Here is a 22,910-nt window from a genome sequence, read left to right on the forward strand (position 1 = left end):
CGCCGGACGGGCTGAAAGATCCAGCCTGGCCGGCGTTTGAGGCGCGGGCTCTGGGGCGAAGCCCCAGTACCGGCGGCGCGCACCGGGTCCCCCGTACGGGCGCACCTCATCGGCAGTCGAACGCCCGTACTTTAGCCCCAGCTTGTCCGCATTTGTCGACAGGCGTGTAACAGGGGTTAGCAGGGCCATGGCCTCAGGGAATCACCGCGTCATGAACCACAACGCACCCCTCCCCCTCGCCCACCTCACCGGCAACCGCCCCCGCGTGCTGACCCTCGCACAGCTGCGCGAGCACGGCGTGAGCGCATCCGAGGCCGCCGAGCGGCCCTGGCGGCAGATCCTCCCCGGCGTGTTCCTGCTCCACTCCGGACCGCCCACCAGTGAGGAGCGGCTGCACGCCGCGCTGCTGTACGCGGGACGGCGCGGCGGGGGCGAGGTCATGATCACCGGGCTGGCGGCGCTGGCCCTGTACCGCTTCGCCTCCGCGCCCCCGCTGCTCGCCCTGTCGCACATCGACGTGCTGGTGCCGGGCACCCGGCGGCTGCGGTCCACCGGCGACGTGCGGATCGTGCGCGCGCGCACCGCGCCCCGGTTCCAGGAGGTCACCGGTCTGCCCGTGGCACCCGTCGCGCGGGCCGTCGCCGACGCCGTCGCGCAGCTGTCCGACGCCGGCGCCGTCCGCCGGCTGCTCAGCGAGGCCGTTCGCAGCGGCCACTGCGAACCGGCCGCGATCGTGCGGGAGCTGACGGTGGCCCGGCTGCTGAGCCGGCCCCATGTGGTGGACGCCGTCGAGGCCCTCCTCGCGGAGGGCCGGGCCAGGGCCGAGGACCGGCTGTACCACCTCGTACGCGGCTACGAGCTGCCCGCCCCCGTCTGGAACGTGGACCTGCGGATCCCCGGCGGCCCGCACCTCGGCGGGGTCGACGCGTACTGGCCCGAGCACTCCGTGGCCGTGGAGATCGACACCCGGGCCCCGCGCCAGGGGGAGGACGAGGAGTGGTCCGAGTGCGTGCGCAAGCGGGAGACCCTGGAGCGGCTCGGGGTGACCGTCGTCCACATCACCCCGCGCAAGCTCCGCGACTGGCCCGAGCAGCAGGCCGCGGTCATCCGGACCGCCCTGACGGCCGCCGACGGGCGTGAGCCCGCCGCCTACCTGGTGGTACTGCCCAGGTGAGGCGAGTACTCCGGGGTGCTCCACAGCAGCCGCCCCGGATGCACACCCTCCACCACCGACTCCACCCGGAAGCGGGTGCGGCGGCCTCCGTCGGCCGCGAACTCCGTCCGGGCCCGGCCGCTGAGCTGGAGGACGGCCCCGCTCTCCCAGTCCGGGAAGAGCAGTCCGGCCCGCGGGTCGGCCGTCAGGTTCCCCAGGGTCAGGAACATCGCGTTCCCCGCGTAGTCCGGCCAGGCCAGCTCGACCGGGGAGAGCACCTCCACGAATCCCGGCAGGCCGCCGCGGTGGCTGGCGTCGGCCCCGTCAGCCTCCGCCGTGGTGGCGACGAAGAAGGTGTCGGCGCGCCGGACGGCACGCACCTGGCCGGGGGTCAGCGCGCCTCCGCGGCGCACCACGCCGGCCCCCTCCGCGACCAGTTCCAGCGGCTGACGCTTCTGCAGGTACTTGGGGCAGTTGGCGAAGACCTGCTCGGCCTCGACGGCGAAGCCCCGCGGCGTCGCCGCGAGGGTTCCGTTCAGCCGCATTCGGCGCCGGGTGCGCGGATCGAGCGCGATGGTCCCGATCCGGGTCCCGTCGGCGGCCAGCGCCTCGGCGAGCGGGTCCCCGGCCGGCACCCCTCCCACGACTGCGATCCGGTGCGGGCCGGTGGCCCGTACGAAGCCGGGCGGGCCGGTGAGCAGCGAGGCCCACATCCGGCCGGCGCCGTCGGCGGCCCCGACGACCAGGTGCGGCTGGAGCTCCAGGAAGGCCGCGGCGACCTCGCGGATGCCCGTACCGATCGAGCGGCCGACGTGTTCGGCCGGCCCGCGCACGCCGACCCGCTCCTGCACCGCCAGCGACCCCCAGTGGTAGACGCCGCCCATTAGAAGAACCCACAGGTCGGCGCCCCCGTGGTGGGGGCGGGCGCGTCCTCGGCGCCGGTCGGTACGGAGATCTCCAGGCGGGTGCCGTCGGGGTCGTGGAAGAAGATGCCGCCGGAGGCCGCGCCCTCGCCGTGCGCGACGACGCCCTCGTAGGCGAACGCGACGCCCAGGCCGCGCAGCCGCTCCTCGTACGCGCGCACCTCCTCGACGGCGTCGGCCGAGAACGCCAGGTGGTGCAGTCCGGCCGCGGCCGGCGCGTAGGCGCCGTCGGCCTGCTGCCAGAGCGTGAGGACGAGTTCGCCGTCCCGGCCGAGGAAGGCGAAGCGGCGGTCCTCCTCCTTGCCCTCGCCGAGCACCTGGAAGTCGAGGGCGTCCCGGTAGAAGGCGAGCGAGCGCTCAAGATCGGTGACGTTCAGGCCGACGTGCCCGGTGCGGAGCTTGCTGATGACGGTGGTCATGACGGGTCCTTCCCCAGAGGCCGTTCCACGAGTTCTAACCTTCTAAATCTAATTTAGAGGTTAGTGCGGGTGGCGTCAACCGTTCACGTACTCTTGAGGGGTTAGCGAGCAAGGAGACGGCCATGACGACGGCGGACGCACGGCCCCTGACCGGGGAGCCGATCGCCCTCGATCTGCTGAACACCCGCTGGATGCAGGAGGGGGAACCCGTCGACCTCTTCGCGGGGGCCTTCGGGCTGAGCCGGGTCGAAGGGCTCGCGGTCTGGCTGGAGTCCGCCGGACTGGCCGGCCGCTTCCGGGCCGACGCCTCGACCCTCGTCCATCTGATGACCGCGCGCGAGGCACTGGCCCGCGCGGTGGCCGACCCGGCCGACGAGAGTGCCCGCGCGCTGGTCGACGCCGTACTCGAGCACGGCCGCATCCGCGCCACCCTGACCGCCGAAGGGCCGGGAGAGCGCGCCGAGTTCGACGACCCCACCTGGGGTCCGGCCTGGACGGCCGCCCGGAACTACCTGGAGCTGCTGGGCTCCGCGCCCGAGCGGATCCGCAAGTGCGCCTCCGAGACCTGCGTCCTGCACTTCCACGACACCTCGCGCAACGGCACCCGGCGCTGGTGCTCGATGTCCGCCTGCGGAAACCGGGCGAAGGCCTCGCGCCACTACGCGCGCACGCGCGAGCGCTGACCGCTCGAAATCTGTCACACCCCCACCGGCGCACGACCCGGCCCGCGTACGGGCTTGGGGCCACTAAGTCGATAAATCAACTCTTCGACCTTAGTGGTTCGCACCACTGTGCCCGGATACGGCCCCGCTGGCGGATGCTCCGCGCTGGCGAGTCTCCGCCACCGTAGGTCTCGGTCGATGACATCCCTCCCCAAAGACCTGTCGCTTGAGGAAAGCTGACCGGTCATCCGGCACCGAAATCCGGACCGTATCTTTCACTTACCAGGGATGCTGATGACCCTCGAATCCCCCAGCTCCATACCCGGGGCCAGACGCGTCGCGCGCGTCGCGGCCGCGGCCGGCCTGGTCGCCGCGCTCGCGGCGACCGGCGCCGCGCCCGTGTTCGCGGCGACCGGCGCGGACACCCCGGGCACCTCACCTGCGGTCAAGTCGGCCGACCAGAAGCTCGGTTCGGCCGACGTCGAGCTCCTCCAGGAGGCCAAGGCCAAGGGTGACGCGAACGTCACCGTCATGGTCGCGACCGCCCCGGGCCAGACCAAGCAGGTCGCCGACCAGCTGGACGCCGTCCAGGGCGCCTCGGTCGGCCGGACGTACGACAACCTCGGTTACGTGCGCGCCACCCTGCCGACCGGCCAGGCGGAGGCCGCGCTGAAGGCGGCCGCCAAGCTGTCCTCGGTGCACGGCATCGACCTGCGCCACGAGATCCAGCTGCCGGACCCGCGTCCCGACGCCGGCCGGGAGACCGGCACGGTCCAGCGGACCGCGGCCGAGACGTACGCGGCGCCGGACGGGAACACCCCGGCGAAGAACCCGTACAACCCGTCCTTCGAGACCGGCGCGGTCGACTTCGTCGCGAACAACCCGCAGGCCGACGGCCGTGGCGTGACCATCGGCATCATGGACTCGGGTGTCGACCTCGGCCACCCGGCCCTGCAGAAGACCACCACCGGCGAGCGCAAGATCGTCGACTGGGTGACGGCCACCGACCCGATCACCGACAACGACGGCACCTGGCGCGCGCAGATCACCCCGGTCACCTCCGCGGGCGGCACCTTCACCGCGGGCGGCCAGAGCTGGAAGGCGCCCGAGGGCAGCTTCCAGTGGAGCCGGTTCAGCGAGTCGATCACCGCCACCGGCGACATGGCGGGCGACGTCAACCGCGACGGTGACACCACCGACCGGTTCGGCATGCTCTACGACGCGGCCGCCGGCACCGTCCGCGTCGACACCGACCAGGACGGCGACTTCACGGACAACGAGCCGATGAAGCCGTACAAGGACGGCTACCAGATCGGCTACTTCGGCACGGACAACCCGGCGACCGAGGTTGCCGAGCGGATCCCGTTCGTGATCGAGATCCGCAAGGACGTCCCGATGGACCCGCTGGGCGGGGACTGGGTCGGTAAGAAGGCCGACTTCGTCAACATCGGCATCATCGAGTCCGAGCACGGCACGCACGTCGCCGGCATCACCGCCGCCAACAGCCTCTTCGGCGGCAAGATGAACGGCGAGGCGCCCGGCGCGAAGCTCGTCTCCTCGCGCGCCTGCTCCTGGTCCGGCGGCTGCACCAACATCGCGCTGACCGAGGGCATGATCGACCTCGTCGTCAACCGCGGCGTGGACATCGTCAACATGTCCATCGGCGGCCTGCCCGCGCTGAACGACGGCAACAACGCGCGCGCGGAGCTCTACCGCAACCTCGTCGACACCTACGGCGTCCAGCTGGTCATCTCGGCCGGCAACTCCGGCCCCGGTGTCAACACCATCGGCGACCCGGCCCTCGCGGACAAGGTCATCTCCGTGGGCGCCTCGGTCTCCAAGGAGACGTGGGCCGCCAACTACGGCTCCGCCGTGAGCACGAAGTACAACATGTTCCCCTTCTCCTCGCGCGGTCCGCGTGAGGACGGCGGCTTCACGCCGACCATCAGCGCCCCCGGCGCGGCCATCAACACCATCCAGACCTGGCTGCCCGGCGCGCCGGTGAAGGAGGCCGGCTACACCCTGCCGGCCGGTTACGGCATGCTCCAGGGCACCTCGATGGCCTCGCCGCAGGCGGCGGGCGCGAGCGCCCTGCTGATCTCGGCCGCGAAGCAGCAGAACATCAAGCTGACCCCGGCCTCCCTGCGGGTCGCGCTCACCAGCTCCGCGAAGAAGATCGACGACGTCCCGGCGCACGCGCAGGGTTCGGGTCTGATCGACGTGGGCGGCGCGTGGGAGTCCATCCAGCGCGACGCCAAGGCCAACGAGTTCACCGTCAAGGCCCCGGTCGACACCGCGATCGACCAGTTCCTGAAGACCCCGGGCTTCGGCACCGGCCTGTACGACCGCGAGGGCGGCCTCAAGGTCGGCCAGAAGAAGGTCTACAACGTCGTCGTCACCCGCACCACGGGCGTCAAGTACGGCACCCGTCACGACCTCAGCTGGCGCAACAACGACGGCACCTTCAAGGTCGTCGGCGGCTACGACTACGTCACCCTGCCGCTGAACAAGCCCGTCACCATCAAGGTCGAGGCCAACGCCAAGACCGCCGGCGTCCACAGCGGCATCCTGCAGCTGGACGACGAGACCACCGAGGGCATCGACAAGCAGATCCTGACGACCGTCGTGGCTTCCGCCCCCCTGGCCGCGCCGTCGTTCTCCCTGTCGCAGTCCTCCTCCGTGCAGCGCAACTCGCACACGTCGTACTTCGTGACCGTGCCGCCGGGCGCCAAGAGCCTTGAGGTCGCCCTCGGCGGTCTCGCGGCGGGCGCCCAGACGCGCTTCATCGCGATCCACCCGTACGGCGTGCCGGTCGACCCGACGGCCACGACCAACTGCTACCCGAACTACGACAACCCGGCGAACACCTGTCGCCCCGACGTGCGCTCGTACCCCGAGCCGACTCCGGGCGTCTGGGAGATCGAGGTCGAGGCCCGTCGTACGTCGCCGGTCCTGGACAACCCGTTCAAGCTGGACGTCTCCGTGCTCGGCGCGGCCTTCGACCCAGCGGTCAAGGTCCTGCCCGAGGTGAAGCAGGGCACCCCGGCCCAGGTCCAGTGGAGCGTCAAGAACGCCGGCGCGGCCATCACCGGCGGCAAGCTCAAGGGCGGCCCGCTCGGTTCCGCGAAGGTCGCCAAGCCGACCCTCGCCAACGGTGAGACCCAGACCACCGAGATCGCGGTGCCCGCGGGCACCTCGCGCCTCGACGTCGCCATCGGCAAGGTGTCCGACACCGCCGCCGACCTCGACCTCGAGGTCTACAAGGACGGCGTCAAGGTGGGCTCCGCCGCCGACGGCGACTCCGAGGAGGCCGTGAGCCTGGTCAACCCGGCCGCGGGCACCTACACCGTCAAGGTGATCGGCTACGCGATCCCGTCCGGTTCCACCACCTACGACTACCGCGACGTGTTCTTCTCGGCCGCCCTGGGCTCCGTCCAGGTCGACGAGGCCGCCGCGGTGAACCTCGCCACCGGCGCCACCGCGCAGGTCTCGGCGAACGTCCTGGTCACCAGCGCGGCCCCCGAGGGCCGCCAGTTCTTCGGCCAGGTCGAGCTGCTCAACGCCCGCGGCACCGCCGCCGGCACCGGCAGCGTGCAGATCGAGAAGGTCCTCCCCTAGCACCTTCAGCACCTTCCGCAACGGAACCCGAGGGGGCGGCGCTCTGACGAGCACCGCCCCCTCGGGCCGTTCTCCCCCGGCCGGCTGCGGCCTGCCGAGCGTGCGCGGCGACTCGGCGTACGTGCCCACCGCCTGCGCGACCACGTCGGGGTTGGTGCCGAAGGCCTTGGGCTCCAGGTTCTTCGGGCCGTCGCCGAGCAGTGGCTGAGCTCCCTCGGAGTGGGTTTCGGCCTTCGGTCGATCATGTCCGGATAGCGGACGCGACAGACCGGGCTTTAATCGGCCCCGACCAGGCAAAACGGTCGCCCGGGGGCCGTGAAACAAGGCCGCCACGCATGCGTCACAGGTGTTCACATACAGAACACCGTCCGGTCCTCGGACAATGGATTGGACAAGGCTCGTGGGGTCGAACGCATGATGGCCTCACGCGCGCACGCGACGTATGGATCAAGAGGAGTCAACGTGAGGGTCGGAATCGTCGGAGCCACCGGTCAGGTCGGCGCAGTCATGCGCAGCATCCTCGCCGAGCGCAAGTTCCCGGTGGACGAGCTGCGCCTGTTCGCCTCGGCCCGGTCCGCCGGCTCGACGATCGAGTGGGAGGGCCGCGAGATCACCGTCGAGGACGCCTCCACGGCCGACTACTCCGGCATCGACATCGTGCTCTTCTCGGCGGGCGGCGCCACCTCGAAGGCCCTGGCCGAGAAGGTCGCCTCGCAGGGCGCCGTCGTCATCGACAACTCCTCCGCCTGGCGCAAGGACCCCGAGGTCCCCCTCGTCGTCTCCGAGGTCAACCCGCACGCGATCAAGAACCGGCCCAAGGGCATCATCGCGAACCCGAACTGCACCACCATGGCGGCCATGCCGGTGCTGCGCCCGCTGCACGACGAGGCCGGCCTGTCCGCGCTGATCGCCACCACCTACCAGGCCGTCTCCGGCTCGGGCCTGGCCGGTGTCGCCGAGCTCGACGGCCAGGTCAAGGCCGTCTCCGAGGGTGCGACCGGGCTGGTCCACGACGGCGGGGCCGTCGACTTCCCCGAGCCCGGCGTCTACAAGCGCCCGATCGCCTTCAACGTGCTCCCGCTCGCGGGCTCGATCGTCGACGACGGCTCCTTCGAAACCGACGAGGAGCAGAAGCTCCGCAACGAGTCCCGCAAGATCCTGGAGCTCCCGGAGCTCAAGGTGTCGGGCACCTGCGTGCGCGTGCCGGTCTTCTCCGGCCACTCCCTCCAGATCAACGCCCGCTTCGACCGCCCGATCAGCGTCGAGCGCGCCTACGAGCTGCTGAAGGACGCCGCGGGCGTGGAGCTCTCCGAGATCCCGACCCCCCTCCAGGCCGCCGGCAAGGACGCCTCGTACGTGGGCCGCATCCGCGTCGACGAGACGGTGGAGAACGGCCTCGCGCTCTTCGTGTCGAACGACAACCTCCGCAAGGGCGCCGCGCTGAACGCGGTCCAGATCGCCGAGCTCGTGGCCGACGAGCTGCGCGGCTGACCCCGCCGCCGGCACGAAGGGAGGGCGGGCGCCGACGGCGTCCGCCCTCCCGGCACGTCAGGGCCGGCGCACCTCGAACTGGAAGCAGCCGAACTCGGCGGCGCGGACGTGTACCAGGGCCACCTCGGGCTCGGCGAAGGCGTCGGCCAGGGCCCGCTCGATCACCCCGTCGGGATCCTCCCCGAGATCCAGGACCCTCCCCCCGAGGATGTGCCCGCGGGAGTCGTAGCGCCGGGCGGTGCGCCGCACCCCCGCCCGGGCGAAGGGGTACCCGCCGCCCCCGGCCGGCCCCGCGCAGGCGCCCGCGTGGATGAAGACCGGCCCCTGCTCGTCGTAGGCGCCCGGATCGGCCCCGGTCCGCGCCGCCCAGCGGCGCAGCGGCGCGTACGAGACGAGCGCGATCCGCTCCCCCGCCGCGCTGGCCCGTAGGCAGCACCGCAGCGGTGCCCCGCCCTCGGTGTCGGTGCGGGGGACGCAGTCGCGTCCCGCGTCGTCGCGTACGCGGAGCTGCAAGAGCGCCGTCTCCTCAATGGGCCTCGCCCGGTATCTGCTGGTCATGGCCACCAGCCTGCCGAGGACGGCGGCCGCTGTCCGGCAGGTTCGCGACGTCGCGTTCGCCCGTGGATTACTCCGAGGCGGTGACCCTCCCCCCATGGAAGGATGTCGGGGCAACGTCACCATCGAAGGAGATGACCGCGTGCCAGGCACGAATCTCACCCGTGAAGAGGCTCAGCAGCGTGCGAAGCTGCTCACCGTCGACTCGTACGAGATCGAACTCGATCTCAGCGGTGCGCAGGAGGGCGGGACCTACCCGTCCACGACCACCGTGCGCTTCCAGTCGGCCGAGGCCGGGGCGGAGACCTTCATCGACCTGGTCGCCCCCGCGGTGCACGAGGTCGTCCTCAACGGCAAGTCGCTCGACGTCGCGGCCGTCTTCCGCGACTCGCGGATCGCCCTGACGCACCTCGTGGCCGGGGCCAACGAGCTGCGGGTCGTCGCGGACTGCGCGTACACCAACACCGGTGAGGGACTCCACCGCTTCGTCGACCCGGTCGACCAGCAGGCCTACCTCTACACCCAGTTCGAGGTGCCGGACGCGCGGCGGGTCTTCGCCAGCTTCGAGCAGCCCGACCTGAAGGCCACGTTCCAGTTCACCGTGACGGCCCCCGAGGGCTGGACGGTCATCTCGAACTCCCCGACGCCGGAGGCCGCGGACGTCAAGGACAACGTCTGGCGCTTCGAGCCGACCCCGCGCATCTCCTCGTACATCACGGCGCTCATCGTCGGCCCGTACCACGCGGTGCACAGCTCCTACGAGGGCCCTGACGGCCAGAGCGTGCCGCTCGGCATCTACTGCCGGCCCTCGCTCGCCGAGTTCCTCGACGCGGACGCGATCTTCGAGGTGACCCGGCAGGGCTTCGACTGGTTCCAGGAGAAGTTCGCCTACGACTACCCCTTCGCCAAGTACGACCAGCTCTTCGTCCCGGAGTTCAACGCGGGCGCGATGGAGAACGCGGGCGCGGTCACCATCCGCGACCAGTACGTCTTCCGCTCGAAGGTGACGGACGCGGCGTACGAGGTGCGCGCGGAGACCATCCTCCACGAGCTCGCCCACATGTGGTTCGGCGACCTCGTCACCATGGAGTGGTGGAACGACCTGTGGCTGAACGAGTCGTTCGCCACCTACACGTCCATCGCGTGCCAGGCGTACGCGGAGGGCTCGAAGTGGCCGCACGCGTGGACCACCTTCGCCAACTCCATGAAGACCTGGGCGTACCGGCAGGACCAGCTGCCGTCCACGCACCCGATCATGGCGGACATCCGTGACCTCGACGACGTCATGGTCAACTTCGACGGCATCACGTACGCCAAGGGCGCCTCGGTGCTCAAGCAGCTCGTCGCCTACGTCGGCATGGACGCCTTCTTCAAGGGCGTGCAGGCGTACTTCAAGGCACACGCCTTCGGCAACACGCGCCTTTCGGACCTGCTGGGCGCCCTGGAGGAGACCTCCGGCCGCGACCTGACCGCCTGGTCGAAGGCGTGGCTGGAGACGGCCGGCATCAACGTCCTGCGCCCCGAGATCACCACCGACGCCGACGGTGTGATCACCACCTTCGGCATTCGCCAGGAGGCGCCGCCGCTGCCCGCCGGGGCCCAGGGCGAGTCCACCCTGCGCCCGCACCGCATCGCGGTGGGCCTGTACGAGCTCCAGGACGGCGCGCTCGTGCGCACCGACCGGATCGAGCTCGACATCGACGGCGCGCTGACGTCGGTGCCGGAGCTCGTGGGCCGCGCCCGCCCGGCGGTCGTCCTGCTGAACGACGACGACCTGTCGTACGCGAAGGTCCGCCTCGACGAGGAGTCCCTCGCCGCGGTCACCGCGCACATCGGCGACTTCACGGAGTCCCTCCCGCGCGCCCTGTGCTGGGCCTCGGCCTGGGACATGACCCGTGACGGGGAGCTCGCCACCCGCGACTACCTCTCGCTGGTGCTCTCGGGCATCGGCAAGGAGTCCGACATCGGCGTCGTGCAGTCGCTGCACCGGCAGGTGAAGCTGGCCATCGACCTGTACGCCGACCCGGCCTGGCGGGAGGAGGGACTGGCGGCCTGGACCGCGGCCACCCTGGAGCACCTGCGCGCGGCGGAGCCGGCCGGCGACCACCAGCTGGCGTGGGCGCGGGCCTTCGCGGCGACCGCCCGTACCGAGGAGCAGCTGGCGTACCTGTCGGCGCTGCTGGACGGCTCGGCCGTCATCGAGGGCCTGGCCGTCGACACCGAGCTGCGGTGGGCGTTCCTGGAGCGGCTCGCCGCGACGGGCGTCGCCGACGAGCCGGCCATCGCGGCGGAGCTGGAGCGGGACGCGACGGCGGCCGGCGAGCGCCACGCGGCGACGGCGCGGGCGGCCCGCCCGACGGCGGACGCCAAGGCCGGGGCGTGGGCCTCGGTGGTGGAGTCAGGCGACCTGCCGAACGCGGTGCAGGAGGCGGTGATCGGCGGCTTCGTCCAGACCGACCAGCGCGAGCTGCTGGCCCCCTACACCGAGAAGTACTTCGCGGCGGTCAAGGAGGTCTGGGAGACGCGCAGCCACGAGATCGCCCAGCAGATCGCGGTGGGCCTGTACCCGGCCCTCCAGGTCTCGCGGGAGACCCTGGACGCCACGGACGCCTGGCTGGCCTCGGCCGAACCGAACGCCGCGCTGCGGCGGCTGGTGTCGGAGTCCCGCGCGGGCGTGGAGCGCGCGCTGAAGGCGCAGGCGGCCGACGCCGCCGCTTCCGCTGCCGCTCAGGTCTGAGGACCGCCGAGCTCCCGGGGCTCGCGTCCCGGACCCCGCGCCTCAAACGCCGGCGGGGCTGGATTTTCCAGCCGTCCGGCGTTTGAGGACCGGGTCCGGGCAGAGCCCGGGAAACGGAGAAGGGGCGGGGAGGGGAGCCGGCTCCGCGCAGCGGCGTCCCGCAGCCTGCGTCAGGGCCTGGCGGCGACGGTCCGCAGGGCGGTGAGGACGTGCGCCACCGCGGGAGCGGACTCGGCGCCGCGACGGACCGCAGCGATCACGTGCCGCGTGGGCCGGTCCCGCGAGAGCACCCGTACGGCCACGCCCGAGGCCCGGCTCGACACCATCCGCGGGACCAGGGCCACGCCCATGCCCGCCTCGACCATGGCCAGGATGGCCGTCCAGCCCGATGCCGAGTGGGCCTGTTCGGGGACGAAGCCCGCCGCCTCGCACGCGCCCCGGGCGATCTCCGACCACGGGCCGCTGCCCCCGTAGATCCACGGGTCCCCGGACAGGTCCGCCAGCCTCAGTTCCGCCGCGTCCCGCAGGGGGTGCCCCGGAGGGAGCGCCACGTCCAGCGGGTCCTCCATCAGCGTGACGCGCGTGAACCGCCGGTCCCGCACGGTCGGCGCGTGGGCGGCCAGCGACAGCGCCAGGTCCACGCCCCCGGCCGACAGCAGCTCGTACGATTCCGCGGCCTCGGTCTCCCGGACCCGGACCTCCACCCCGGGGTGGGCCCTGCGCAGTTCCGCCACCGCCGGGACCACCAGCGCGGGGACGGCGGTGGAGAACGCGCCGACGCGTACCTCCCCCGCGTCCCCGGCGAGGTATCCCGCCAGTTCCGCGTCGGCCCGCTCCAGCTGTGCGAAGACCGCCTCCGCGTGCCGCAGGACGAGGTGGGCGGCGTCGGTGAGGCGGACGCGGCGGCCCTGCGCCTCCAGCAGCACCACCCCCAGCTGCCGGGCGAGGTTCGTCAGCTGCTGCGAGACGGCCGAGGGCGTCATGTGCAGTGCCTCGGCCGCCCGGGTCACGGTCCCCTGTTCGGCGAGGGTCCGCAGGATCCGCAGCTTCTTGATGTCCCACTCGGTCATGGGCCCGAACCTACCGGCGGGCACTGCCCAGCCCGACCCCGCCGAGGATCAGCGCCATGCAGAGCAGCTGCGCCGGTCCGGTCGGCTCGCCCAGCAGCAGGAGCCCCAGGCCCGCGACGCACACCGGCTGGAGGTAGTAGACGACTCCCGCGCGGGCCGCGCCGATCGTCGAGACGGCCTTGTTCCAGGCGAAGAAGGCGACGGCCGAGGAGAACACCCCGACGTACAGCAGCGGCCCGACGGTGCCGGCCGTCACCTCGAAGCCGCCTTGGACGTGGAGGGAGACGGCGTAGGCCGGGGCCAGCATCAGCGCGCCGAGCACGAAGGTGGTGATCAGGAAGGCCAGTCCGCCGAGTTCGGCGGGCTTGCGCTTGAGCAGGGCGCTGTACGTGGCGAAGGAGAGTGCGGCGGCGAACATCCACAGGTCGCCGGTGCCGAAGTCGAAGCCGATCGAGCCGTCCCCGACGAGCAGCAGCACTCCGAAGGCGGCGAGCAGCATGCCGAAGGTGCGGCGGGCGCCGAGGCGTTCGCCGCCGAGGCGGGCGTAGAGCGCCATGATGACGGGCGAGGCGGCCATGATCATGCCCATGTTGGAGGCCGAGGTGGTCAGGCCGGCCTGGTGCACGAGCGTGTTGTAGAGGGCGACGCCGAACAGCGAGGCGAGGGCGATGAAGCCCAGGTGGCGCCGGATCAGGGCCCGTTGCTGCCAGGCTTGCCGGGCGGCGAAGGGGGCGACGGCGAGCAGGGCGATGATCCAGCGCCAGAAGACCGCCTGGACGGGCGGGACCGTCTCGGCCATGCCCCGGGTGGCGACGAAGCTGCCGGACCAGACGACCGTCGCGAGGAGGGCGAGGAGCACGCCGATCCCGGCGGCCCCCTTCTTGCGGGTGCTGCCGGGATCGGCGTGCGAAACGGCGCGGGCGCGGTCCGTGACGGCCACTGTGTGTCTCCCCCTCGGGGTCGGTCCGGTGTCGAGGGACCTACCGTCGCACCCGCCCATCGGTCAGGTCCATCGAAATGTTCCGATCGTTCTCTTCAGAAGAACTGAACGGTTGCGGGGTGCGGGCCAGCGCCAGCTGTCCGGCGACGGTGGCCCCGAAGGCGATCGCCATGCCGACGAGCTGCACGGGCGTGAGCGCCTGGCCGAGGGCCGCCCAGCCGATGACGGCCGCGGTGAGCGGGGAGAGCGGTCCGAGCAGGGTGACCGAGGTGGCGCTGAGCTGCCCGATCCCGCGGAACCAGAGCCAGTACGCGATGCCGGTGTTGATCAGCATCATGTAGCCGTACCCGAGGAGGGCCTCGCCGTCGAGCGCGGGCGGGGCACCCTCGACGAGTGCGGCGACCGGGATGATGACCAGTCCGCCGGCGGTGAGCTGCCAGCCGGTCATGGCCAGCGGCCCGACGCCTGCCGGGCGGCCCCAGCGCTTGGTCATGACGGTGCCCGCGGCCATGGAGGCGGAGGAGACCACACCGGCGACGACACCGACGAGGTCGAGTGCGGCGTCGGCCGTGAGGACGACCATGCTCACGCCGAACGCCCCCACGACGGCGGCCAATACCGTACGCAGGCTCGCGCGCTCCCCGAGGACGAGGGCGGCCAGCCCCACGACGAACAGGGGGCCGGCGGAGCCGAGCACGGCCGCGACCCCCCCGGGCAGCCGGTAGGCGGAGAGGAACAGGAGCGGGAAGAAGGCGCCGATGTTGAGGGTGCCGAGGACGGCGGACTTCCACCACCACGCGCCCTTGGGCAGGGTGCGGGCGAGGGCGGTCAGCAGCAGCCCCGCGGGCAGGGCCCGCATGACGCCCGTGAACAGCGGCCGGTCGGGCGGCAGCAGTTCGGAGGCGACCGCGTAGGTCGAGCCCCACGAGATGGGGGCGAGGGCGGTCAGGGCGACGGTGGCGACACGCTTCATGGCGGATGACTCCTCGTGCGGGTGAGGAAGAGGGACGCGGGACCGGGCGGGCGGCTCAGGCGGCGGCGCCGGCCGGCCGGCGGGCGGCGGGGGCCGCGGCCGGGGGCTCGGCGTGCACGGCCTCGGCCGGCAGGTGCCGCTCCAGCCGCAGCAGCGCCAGGGCGGCGCCGAGCGCGGCGGCGGTGAGGACGGCCCAGGGCAGGCGGCCGTCCACGGCGAGCAGGGCGGTGAAGAGGGAGGGGGCGAGAGCGGTGGCCAGCGAGTAGGACAGCTGGTAGGTGGCCAAGTAGCGGCCGCGGACCGGCTCGGGGGCGGCGGAGACCGAGAGGGCGCCGCCGGAGGGGCTGTGCACCAGCTCGCCGAGGGTGTAGACGACGACGATGGCGAGCAGGGCGACCAGGGTGGCGCTCTGACCGGGGCGCAGTGTGCCGAGGACGATCTGGCCGGCGAAGGCGGCGGCGAAGAGCACCGCGCCGAGGGCGGCCGAGCGGGTGCGGCGGGCGCCGGAGCGGCGGATCCGGCCCGCGACGAGTACGCCGATCCCTGCGCACAGGGCGGTGTTGAGGGTGAAGGCCGCTCCGGTGAGGGAGTCGGGGGCCGCCAGCCAGGTGGAGAGGTAGAGCGGGAAGAGGACGGACAGGGCGGCGTAGCCGAGCGCGGTGAGGAAGTTGGCCGCGGTGAGGCCGAGGAAGGGGCGGTCGTGCAGCACCGTCCGGTAGCCGGCGGCCGGCCTCCCGGCGGCGGGGCCGTCCGCCCCGGCCGGGACCGGGCGGACCCGGCCGACGAGGAGTCCGGCGAGGGCGAAGGCCAGGGAGTTGGCCCAGGCGGTGTAGGCGAACCCGCCGGTGCCCCACAGCGCGAGCACTCCGGAGACGAGGAGGGCGCCCGCGCCCATTCCGGCGTTCTGCAGGGCCCGGGTGGACGCCTGGAGCCGGTCGCGGGCGGCGCCGCGCGCCACCTCCCCGATCAGGGACTGCTGCACGACGGAGAAGGAGCGGTCGGCGAGCGCGGTGACGAGGGCGACGGCCGCGAAGGCGGGCAGGGAGCTCGCGAACGGGTAGAGGGCGAAGCCCAGCGCCCGGATCCCGTAGAGCACCATGTTGACCCGCTTGGCGCCGAACCGGTCGACGGCCGACCCGGCCAAGGGCATGAAGGCCAGCCCGGCCACCCCGGTGACCGTCATGACCAGGCCGACGAGGGTGAAGGAGAGGCCGGTGACGTGGTGGAAGAAGACGAGCGAGAAGGGGACGTACATGCCGGTCCCGATCGCGCTGATACCGATGCCGAGGAGCAGCGACCGCTCCCCCGCGACCTTCGCCTCCCCGGCTTTGGACGCCTTGTTCCTGAACGCTGCCATGACGGCCCCTCCCCGGATCGGTTGCTGGTAAGTAGCTTACCGCTAAGCTACTTACGGTCAAGCAACTTTCTTGCGAACGATCCCAGCGAACCGGAATACTGCGCTCATGAGTGAGGACAAGGACGCGGTCGACGCGATCACGGCCCAATGGTTCGCCGTGCGCCCCGAGCTGGACACGGCCCCCATGGCCGTCTTCGGGCGCATCTACCGGATCGCCAAGGCGATGGGCGACGCGATGGAGGAGTGCTACCAGCGCTTCGGCATCTCACGCGGGGAATTCGACGTCGTCGCCACGCTGCGCCGTTCGGGCGCCCCGTACACGCTCTCGCCCCGTCAGCTCTCGGCCACGCTCATGCTCACCACGGGCGGCATGACCGGGCGGCTGGACAAGCTGGAGAAGGCCGGGCTGCTCTGCCGCAAGCCCGATCCGCACGACCGGCGGGGGCTCCAGGTGACGATCACCGACCGCGGCCTCGCGCTCATCGACGAGGCCGTCGGCGCCGGCCTGGAGGTTCAGCGCGCCGCGCTCACGGGGCTGACCGACGAGGAGGTCGCGCAGCTCACCGGACTGCTCCGCAAACTGCTCGCCGGCGTCTGAGGACATGACGAGGCGCCGGGGGTCGACGCACGGCCGGTACGGATCGGCGGTGCGGACCCCCGGCGCCCGGGAAGGTCACACGGCTCCGGCCCCCCCACGGGGCCGGACCGGGTCAGGCCTGCTTCTTCTTCGGCCTGTCCGACTTGTCGAGGGCCATCACGAGGCCCACGATGACCAGGAAGATGACGAGCGGCAGGGCCACGTACAGGCCGAGCGTCTCGCCGATGCTCAGGCCCGGGCCCGGGTCGTCGCCGTCGTCGCGGGTCAGCGCGAGAGCGGGAGACGTCATCAGCAGCATCATCAGCGTCGTTCCGGCCGAGACGGCGCCGGCGCGCAGAGCGTTCTTCTTGTCCACGGTGCAAACGTAGCGAACACCTAAACGCCGCGCGCGCCCGGGGGTGCCGTACGGGGACCCGCCCCCTCCCGCACCGCGCTGAGCAGCGCGTTCGCCCGGGGCGAGGCCATCAGCTCCTCCAGCGTCAGGGGCCTGCCCGAGGCATCGGCGAGCGGCAGCCGCCAGTTGGGGTACTGGTCCCAGGTGCCCGGCAGGTTCTGCGGCCGCCGGTCGCCCACCGCGTCCGGCAGCCACACGCCCACCAGGCGCGCGGGGGTGCGCAGCAGGAAGCCGTACAGGGCCTGCACGGCGGCTTCCTCGCCCTTGGTGTCCAGGCCCAGCCCGTCCAGCAGCGCCAGCCACTCGGCGGTGTCGGCGGCGTCCTCGGCCCGTTCCCGTTCGGCCGGACGGGTCAGCAGGCCCAGGCGGTCGCGCAGTTCCACGTGGCCGCCGGCGAGCTTGGCGGCCGTGGGCGGCAGGTCGTGGGTGGTCACGGTGGCCAGGCAGTCCGCCCTCCAGGCCTGCGGGGCGAGCGGGCCGCCGTCGCCCGCCCAGTCCCGCTCGAACCACAGCACCGACGTGCCGAGCACCCCGCGCCGGGCCAGCGCCCGGCGCACGTGCGGCTCCACCGTCCCGAGGTCCTCGCCGATGACGGGGGCGCCGGCCCGGTGCGCCTCCAGCACCAGCACCGCCAGCATGGCCTCGCCGTCGTAGCCGACGTAGGTGCCCTCGGCGGGCGCAGCGCCCTCCGGGATCCACCAGAGTCGGAAGAGGCCCATGACGTGGTCGATGCGCAGGGCTCCGGCGTAGCGGAACACCCCGCGCAGCAGGGACCGCAGGGGTTCGTAGCGCATGCCGGCGAGCCGGTCCGGGCGCCACGGCGGCAGCCCCCAGTCCTGGCCCCGCGCGTTGAAGGCGTCCGGCGGGGCACCGACGCTCATGTGGCGGGCGTAGAGGCCCGGCTCGAAGGCGTCCGAACCGCCCGGATGCACCCCGACGGCCAGGTCGTGCACGATGCCTACGGTCATGCCGGCCTCGCGGGCGGCCCGCTGGGCCGCGACGAGCTGCCCGTCCGTCAGCCAGACCGCCCAGCGGTGGAAGTCGGCTCCCGCCCCCGGGCCGTCCCCGGCGCGCGAGGCCTGCCAGCCCGCGTGGAGGTCCAGCATGGCGCCCCCGTCCTCGCAGAACGCGCGGTACTCCGCTTCTCGTTCGGCGGTCCGCGGGACCGCGTACAGCAGCTCGAGCGCCTGCCGCTTGAGGTCCCAGACGGCGTCCCGGTCGATCAGCGCGCCCTTCTCCAGCACCTCGTGGCGCAGCGCCGCGCCGCGGGAGGCCAGTTCGGCGAGGACCTCCCGCTCGGGGCAGTCGGCGTACTCGGGGACGTCCTCGATCCGCAGGTGGACGGGGTCGGGGAAGCGGCGCGAGGACGGCCGGTACGGGGAGGGGTCGGTCGGTGCCCCCGACAGCGCCGCGTGCAGCGGGTTGACCTGGATGAAGTCCGTGCCGTGGGTCCGGGCGGCCCAGCGGGCCAGTTCGGCGAGGTCCCGGAGGTCGCCCATGCCCCAGGAGTGCTCGGAGAGCAGTGAGTAGAGCTGGACGAGCAGCCCGTGGGCGCGTTCGGGTGCGGCGGGGGCCCGTTCGGGGGCCACGACCAGGGTGGCCTCGCCGTTGCGCCCGTCGGGGGCCTCCGCGGTGATCCGGTGGATGCCGAGGGGAAGTCCGTCGCCCCAGGGGAGCTCCTCGCCGGACCCCTCCGCCACCACCAGGACCCGGCTGCCCGGCGGGAGCCCGGCGGGCAGCGGCGCGACGGGCTCCCCCTGCCAGAGCACCACCGTCGGCGGCAACAGCCGGGCGGCCGCCGCCCTGGTGCCCTCCTCGGCGACCACCCGGATGCTCTCGGCGTCGTCCGTGACGACACCGAGCAGGCCGAGGACGGTTCTCACGGTGGCCTCGGGGATCGGGACGGTGACGTCCGCTGCGGGCCGGTAGGCGGTGGCGATGCCGTGCAGGGCGGCGAGCCGGGCCAGGTCGTCCATGGACGGGCGCTCCTTCGTGCGTGCGGACAGAAGGGGATGAGGGTGGGTCAGAAGCGTGGAGCACAGAAGCGGGACGCCGCCGGGGAACACCGCAGCCATACCCACTCGGAGGGATCGCATTCCTGCCACATCCGGGGCAGATCACCCACCCGCATTGACACTCCAGCCGCACGGGTGGTGGGCTCGGGCTCATTCGTACGAGTGGGGGACGTCTCGCGACGAGGAGGCTCTGTGCAGCTCAGCGGCAGGAAACGGTCGACGGCCGCGGCCATTGCGGTCATCGGGACGCTGCTCGGCGGCGCCGTGGCCTCCGCGCCACCCGGGTTCCTCGCGGGTCCCACCGTTCCGGACGTACCGACCCCCGCGGCAGGCGCCGCGGGTGCCGGCGGCGTGGGCGCGGCCGGCGCCGTCGGTCCCGCGCTCGACCCCGGCGCGGACACCCCCCGGGCCGCCTCGGAGGGGCCCGCCGTGTGGCCCCGGCCGCAGTCGATGGCCGCCGATCAGACGCGTGAGCTGGCGCTGGGCACGGAGGCCGTGCTGGTGGCTCCGGCCGACGCCGACCCGTACGCCGTCCAGGTGGTGCGCGATGCCCTGCGCAGGGCCGGCGTGAAGACCCTGCACGAGCCCGAGCCGGGGGCGCCGCTGCCCGAGCGGGGCACCCTCGTACGGCTTCAGGACGCGGGCGCGCAGGAGGCGCTGCTGGCGCTGGGCGCGACCGCGGCCACGGACCTGCCCCACGGCGGCTACCGGCTGGCCGTGGGACGGCCCGGCGGACGGGACACGGTCGCACTGGCCGGCGTGGGCGGGGAAGGGCTCTTCCACGCGGCGCAGACGCTGCGTCAGCTGCTCGGAGCGGGCCGCGGGAAGGTGCCCGGCGTCCTGGTGCGGGACTGGCCTGCCGCGCCGGTCCGCGGGATCACCGAGGGGTTCTACGGACAGCCGTGGACCCAGCAGCAGCGCCTGGCCCAGCTGGACTTCATGGGCCGCACCAAACAGAACCGGCTGCTGATCGCGCCCGGCGACGACCCGTACCGCACGACGGGCTGGCGCGAGGACTACCCGCGGGAGCGGCAGGAAGAGTTCCGCGCGCTGGCCGAGCGGGCCCGCGCCAACCGGGTCGTCCTGGCCTGGGCGGTCACCCCCGGGCAGTCCATGTGCCTGTCGTCGTCGGCCGACCGGGCAGCGCTCGGGCGCAAGGTGGACGCCATGTGGGACCTGGGATTCCGCGCCTTCCAGGTGCAGTTCCAGGACGTCAGCTACACGGAATGGGGCTGCCGCGCGGACCGGGAGCGGTACGGGAAGGGCCCGGAGGCCGCCGCGAAGGCGCACGCGGAGGTCGCGAACGAGCTGGCCGCGCATCTGGCCGCCCGGTACCCGGGGGCGCCCGCGCTGTCACTGCTGCCGACCGAGTACTACCAAGAGGGCGCCACCGCCTACCGGACGGCCCTGGCCCGCGCGCTGGACACGCGGGTGGAGGTGGCCTGGACGGGCGTCGGCGTGGTGCCGCGCACGATCACGGGCAGGGAACTGGCCGGGGCGCGCTCCGCCCTGGGGCAGCAGCCCCTGATCACCATGGACAACTACCCGGTGAACGACTGGGATCCGGGCCGCATCTTCCTCGGCCCGTACGCGGGCCGCGAACCGGCGGTGGCGGGCGGCTCGGCGGCGCTGCTGGCCAACGCGATGCAGCAGCCCGTCCTGTCGCGCATCCCGCTCTTCACGGCGGCCGACTTCGCCTGGAACCCGCGCGGCTACCGGGCCGGCGAGTCCTGGCAGGCGGCGGTGCGCGACCTCTCGGGCTCCGACCCCCGGGAGCGCGAGGCGGTGGCGGCGCTGGCCGGGAACACCGTCTCGTCCGGGCTCAAGCAGGAGGAGTCGGGGTATCTGAAGCCGCTGGTCGAGCAGTTCTGGAAGGCCCGGGCCGCGGGTGATCCGGCGGCCGGGACCGAGCTGCGCAAGGCGTTCACGGTGATGCGCGAGACCCCCGCCCGGCTGACCGCCCTGTCGGACGAAGCCGGCCCCTGGATGGAGCGGCTCTCGCGCTACGGAGCGGCCGGCGAGCTGGCCGTGGACGTTCTGCGGGCCCAGGCCCGCGGCGACGGGGCGGCTGCCTGGCAGGCCTCCCGGGCCCTCGCCGAAGCGCGCCGGGCGCTGGCCGAGCCGGGTCCGGCCCAGGTGGACAAGGCCGTCCTGGACCCGTTCCTGAAGAGGGCGGCGGCGGAGGCCGACGCCTGGACCGGTGTCGGCCGCACGACCGGCACGGTGGCGAAGGACGCGCAGTCCTGGACGGTCAGGCTGGACGCCGCGCGCCCCGTCTCGGCGGTGACGGTGATGACGGACCCGCTCGGGGCGGGCACGCGGGGCGCCGTGGTGGAGGTCCACGTACCGGGCGAGGGCTGGCGCAAGGTCGCCGACGCGGCGGCTGCGGGCTGGACCCAGGTCGACACGGCCGGGGTGCCCGCGGACGCGGTACGCCTGGCCTGGGCGGGGGACGCGCCCGCGGTGCACCAGGTGGTCCCGTGGTTCGGGGACGGCCCCCGGACCCGCTTCGAGCTGGCGGACGGCGGCCGGGCCGACGCCGAAATCGGCGGCGCGCCGCAGCGCGTCACGGCGCAGTTGTCCGCCCTGGGCCCCGGCGAGGTCCGCGGGCCGCTGACGGCGCAGCCGCCGGCGGGCATAGAGGTCCGGCTGCCGCAGACCACGGTGGTCCCGCGCGGCGGACAGGCGTCGATCCCGCTGGAGGTCGTCGTCGCCGCGAACACCCCGCCGGGCAGTTACCGGATCCCGGTGGCCTTCGACGGGGAGACCCGCACCCTGACGGTGCGGGCGGTGCCCCGGACCGGCGGACCGGATCTGCTGCGGACCGCGCGGGCGAGCGCTTCGGCGAACGAGACCGCCTCGTTCCCGGCCTCGGCGGCCGTGGACGGCTCCCCGTCCACCCGTTGGTCCTCACCGGCCGTGGACGGCGCCTGGTGGCAGGCGGAGTTGCCCGCCCCGGCCCGGGTCGGACGGCTGGAGCTGTACTGGCAGGACGCGTACCCCTCGGCCTACCGGGTGGAGACCTCCGCCGACGGGGTGACCTGGCGGCCGGCCGCGGCCGTCACGAACTCCCGCGGCGGCCATGAGTCGCTCCGTCTGGACGCGCCGGCGCCGGACACCCGGTTCCTGCGGGTGACGTGCGAGCGCCGCGCGACACGCTACGGCTGCTCGCTGTGGTCGGCGGAGGCCTACGCGGTCACGCCGTAGCCTGCCTCCGGCCGGACCCGCGGGCGTTCGGGGGCGCCGGGTCCGGGGCGGGGCCCCGGGAAGCCGGGCCGCGGGCCTGACGACGGCCTGCGGCCCGGTGGATGCGGCCTGGGGCGTGTCCTTCGGCTCTTGCGTGGCCCGCGCCGCCCGGCAAGATCCGAAAGACACGCCCCAGCCCCGGCAGGGGGCCGGTCAGGAGGCCGCCACGCCGATCCCGATCCGTTCCAGCGCGTCGTCGGCCCCGTACGGCTGGAGGTACGGCATCCACCTCGGGTCCCGGTGTCCGGTGCCGATGATGCGCCAGGCCAGACCCGAGGGAGGGGCCGGCTGGTGACGCAGGCGCCAGCCCAGTTCCAGCAGGTGCCGGTCGGCTTTGACGTGGTTGCAGCGCCGGCACGCCGCGACGACGTTGTCCCAGGCGTGCTGTCCGCCCCGGCTGCGCGGAATGACGTGGTCGACGCTTGTGGCGACGGCGCCGCAGTACATGCAGCGGCCCCCGTCCCGCGCGAACAGGGCGCGCCGGGTGAGTGGAACGGGCCCCCTGTAGGGGACCCGCACGAAGCGCTTGAGCCGTACCACGCTGGGCGCGGGGACGACTCTTGTCGCGCTGTGCAGATAGGCGCCGGATTCCTCCAGGGAGACCGCTTTGTTCTCCAGGACGAGGACGAGCGCGCGGCGGAGCGGTACGACGCCGAGGGGCTCGTACGACGCGTTGAGGACCAGGACGTGCGGCACGGACTGCCTCCTTGTACGCCGGCGGCGCGTGGCTCGCGCCGGGACGATCTGCTCTCCAGTCTC

General features: G+C 73.2%; 17 protein-coding genes. 7 read left to right on the forward strand and 10 right to left on the reverse strand.

Annotated features, from left to right (window positions below; all coding sequences use genetic code 11):
* Positions 1–211: 211 nt before the first annotated feature.
* Positions 212–1,174, forward strand: a complete 963-nt coding sequence (locus AB0F82_RS24930; protein WP_362631373.1) for a hypothetical protein — start codon at positions 212–214, stop codon at positions 1,172–1,174.
* Here AB0F82_RS24930 and AB0F82_RS24935 read toward each other — a convergent pair.
* Positions 1,150–2,037: a pyridoxamine 5'-phosphate oxidase family protein gene (locus AB0F82_RS24935; protein WP_362631375.1), complete on the reverse strand. Its 888-nt coding sequence runs from the start codon at positions 2,035–2,037 to the stop codon at positions 1,150–1,152. The genes AB0F82_RS24930 and AB0F82_RS24935 overlap by 25 nt on opposite strands.
* Positions 2,037–2,495 (reverse strand): VOC family protein, encoded by a 459-nt coding sequence (locus AB0F82_RS24940; protein WP_356810064.1) that lies wholly within the window; start codon positions 2,493–2,495, stop codon positions 2,037–2,039. The genes AB0F82_RS24935 and AB0F82_RS24940 overlap by 1 nt, the downstream gene beginning before the upstream one ends.
* Positions 2,496–2,617: 122 nt before the next feature.
* Between AB0F82_RS24940 and AB0F82_RS24945 the strand changes: the two genes are divergently transcribed.
* From AB0F82_RS24945 to AB0F82_RS24955, 3 genes are all read left to right on the forward strand, one after another.
* Positions 2,618–3,178 (forward strand): CGNR zinc finger domain-containing protein, encoded by a 561-nt coding sequence (locus AB0F82_RS24945; RefSeq protein WP_362631378.1) that lies wholly within the window; start codon positions 2,618–2,620, stop codon positions 3,176–3,178.
* Positions 3,179–3,451: 273 nt separating this feature from the next.
* Entirely contained in the window at positions 3,452–6,775 is a 3,324-nt protein-coding gene (locus tag AB0F82_RS24950; RefSeq protein WP_362631380.1) for a S8 family serine peptidase, read from the forward strand.
* Positions 6,776–7,237: 462 nt separating this feature from the next.
* Positions 7,238–8,266 (forward strand): aspartate-semialdehyde dehydrogenase, encoded by a 1,029-nt coding sequence (locus tag AB0F82_RS24955; protein ID WP_362631382.1) that lies wholly within the window; start codon positions 7,238–7,240, stop codon positions 8,264–8,266.
* A 57-nt stretch (positions 8,267–8,323) separates the two neighbouring features.
* Here the strand turns inward: AB0F82_RS24955 and AB0F82_RS24960 are convergent, their stop codons facing one another.
* Complete coding sequence (locus AB0F82_RS24960; RefSeq protein ID WP_362631385.1) at positions 8,324–8,824, reverse strand: DUF1203 domain-containing protein; 501 nt, start codon at positions 8,822–8,824, stop codon at positions 8,324–8,326.
* A gap of 139 nt (positions 8,825–8,963) precedes the next feature.
* Here AB0F82_RS24960 and pepN point away from each other — a divergent pair, with 139 nt between their 5' ends.
* Complete coding sequence (gene pepN / locus AB0F82_RS24965) at positions 8,964–11,558, forward strand: aminopeptidase N (RefSeq protein ID WP_362631387.1); 2,595 nt, start codon at positions 8,964–8,966, stop codon at positions 11,556–11,558.
* A 170-nt stretch (positions 11,559–11,728) separates the two neighbouring features.
* Here pepN and AB0F82_RS24970 read toward each other — a convergent pair whose 3' ends face one another.
* The 4 genes from AB0F82_RS24970 to AB0F82_RS24985 are packed head-to-tail and all read right to left on the reverse strand — an operon-like array spanning position 11,729 to position 15,898.
* Positions 11,729–12,628 carry a LysR family transcriptional regulator gene (locus AB0F82_RS24970; RefSeq protein ID WP_362631389.1) on the reverse strand — a complete coding sequence of 300 codons (900 nt, stop codon included), beginning with the start codon at positions 12,626–12,628 and terminating at the stop codon, positions 11,729–11,731.
* Between the two features lie 10 nt (positions 12,629–12,638).
* The gene (locus AB0F82_RS24975) at positions 12,639–13,568 is read right to left on the reverse strand and encodes a DMT family transporter (RefSeq protein ID WP_436842146.1); all 930 of its coding nucleotides are present in this window, start codon (positions 13,566–13,568) and stop codon (positions 12,639–12,641) included.
* Positions 13,569–13,608: 40 nt separating this feature from the next.
* Positions 13,609–14,541 carry an EamA family transporter gene (locus AB0F82_RS24980; protein ID WP_362631391.1) on the reverse strand — a complete coding sequence of 311 codons (933 nt, stop codon included), beginning with the start codon at positions 14,539–14,541 and terminating at the stop codon, positions 13,609–13,611.
* A 55-nt stretch (positions 14,542–14,596) separates the two neighbouring features.
* Entirely contained in the window at positions 14,597–15,898 is a 1,302-nt protein-coding gene (locus AB0F82_RS24985; protein ID WP_362631393.1) for an MFS transporter, read from the reverse strand.
* Between the two features lie 106 nt (positions 15,899–16,004).
* Between AB0F82_RS24985 and AB0F82_RS24990 the strand changes: the two genes are divergently transcribed.
* Complete coding sequence (locus AB0F82_RS24990) at positions 16,005–16,496, forward strand: MarR family winged helix-turn-helix transcriptional regulator (RefSeq protein WP_356810073.1); 492 nt, start codon at positions 16,005–16,007, stop codon at positions 16,494–16,496.
* A gap of 112 nt (positions 16,497–16,608) precedes the next feature.
* Here AB0F82_RS24990 and AB0F82_RS24995 read toward each other — a convergent pair whose 3' ends face one another.
* Together AB0F82_RS24995 and AB0F82_RS25000 are read right to left on the reverse strand one after the other, a co-directional pair.
* Positions 16,609–16,851, reverse strand: coding sequence for a hypothetical protein (locus tag AB0F82_RS24995; protein WP_356810074.1), 243 nt, complete (start codon positions 16,849–16,851; stop codon positions 16,609–16,611).
* A gap of 20 nt (positions 16,852–16,871) precedes the next feature.
* Positions 16,872–18,866, reverse strand: a complete 1,995-nt coding sequence (locus AB0F82_RS25000) for a 4-alpha-glucanotransferase (RefSeq protein WP_362631396.1) — start codon at positions 18,864–18,866, stop codon at positions 16,872–16,874.
* 231 nt (positions 18,867–19,097) lie between these two features.
* Between AB0F82_RS25000 and AB0F82_RS25005 the strand changes: the two genes are divergently transcribed.
* Positions 19,098–22,112: a beta-N-acetylglucosaminidase domain-containing protein gene (locus tag AB0F82_RS25005; protein WP_362631397.1), complete on the forward strand. Its 3,015-nt coding sequence runs from the start codon at positions 19,098–19,100 to the stop codon at positions 22,110–22,112.
* A gap of 192 nt (positions 22,113–22,304) precedes the next feature.
* Here the strand turns inward: AB0F82_RS25005 and AB0F82_RS25010 are convergent, their stop codons facing one another.
* Positions 22,305–22,847, reverse strand: coding sequence for an HNH endonuclease (locus tag AB0F82_RS25010; protein ID WP_356810077.1), 543 nt, complete (start codon positions 22,845–22,847; stop codon positions 22,305–22,307).
* Positions 22,848–22,910 lie beyond the last annotated feature (63 nt).

Source organism: Streptomyces virginiae (assembly GCF_040638905.1).
GTDB classification, from domain to species: domain Bacteria; phylum Actinomycetota; class Actinomycetes; order Streptomycetales; family Streptomycetaceae; genus Streptomyces; species Streptomyces virginiae_B.

What these genes read in the sequence shown, in the direction of transcription:
- AB0F82_RS24930 (WP_362631373.1), top strand. Translation starts at nt 212, where the DNA reads ATGAACCACAACGCACCCCTCCCCCTCGCCCACCTCACCGGCAACCGC.
- AB0F82_RS24935 (WP_362631375.1), bottom strand. Translation starts at nt 2,037, where the DNA reads ATGGGCGGCGTCTACCACTGGGGGTCGCTGGCGGTGCAGGAGCGGGTC.
- AB0F82_RS24940 (WP_356810064.1), bottom strand. Translation starts at nt 2,495, where the DNA reads ATGACCACCGTCATCAGCAAGCTCCGCACCGGGCACGTCGGCCTGAAC.
- AB0F82_RS24945 (WP_362631378.1), top strand. Translation starts at nt 2,618, where the DNA reads ATGACGACGGCGGACGCACGGCCCCTGACCGGGGAGCCGATCGCCCTC.
- AB0F82_RS24950 (WP_362631380.1), top strand. Translation starts at nt 3,452, where the DNA reads ATGACCCTCGAATCCCCCAGCTCCATACCCGGGGCCAGACGCGTCGCG.
- AB0F82_RS24960 (WP_362631385.1), bottom strand. Translation starts at nt 8,824, where the DNA reads ATGACCAGCAGATACCGGGCGAGGCCCATTGAGGAGACGGCGCTCTTG.
- AB0F82_RS24970 (WP_362631389.1), bottom strand. Translation starts at nt 12,628, where the DNA reads ATGACCGAGTGGGACATCAAGAAGCTGCGGATCCTGCGGACCCTCGCC.
- AB0F82_RS24980 (WP_362631391.1), bottom strand. Translation starts at nt 14,541, where the DNA reads ATGAAGCGTGTCGCCACCGTCGCCCTGACCGCCCTCGCCCCCATCTCG.
- AB0F82_RS24985 (WP_362631393.1), bottom strand. Translation starts at nt 15,898, where the DNA reads ATGGCAGCGTTCAGGAACAAGGCGTCCAAAGCCGGGGAGGCGAAGGTC.
- AB0F82_RS24990 (WP_356810073.1), top strand. Translation starts at nt 16,005, where the DNA reads ATGAGTGAGGACAAGGACGCGGTCGACGCGATCACGGCCCAATGGTTC.
- AB0F82_RS25000 (WP_362631396.1), bottom strand. Translation starts at nt 18,866, where the DNA reads ATGGACGACCTGGCCCGGCTCGCCGCCCTGCACGGCATCGCCACCGCC.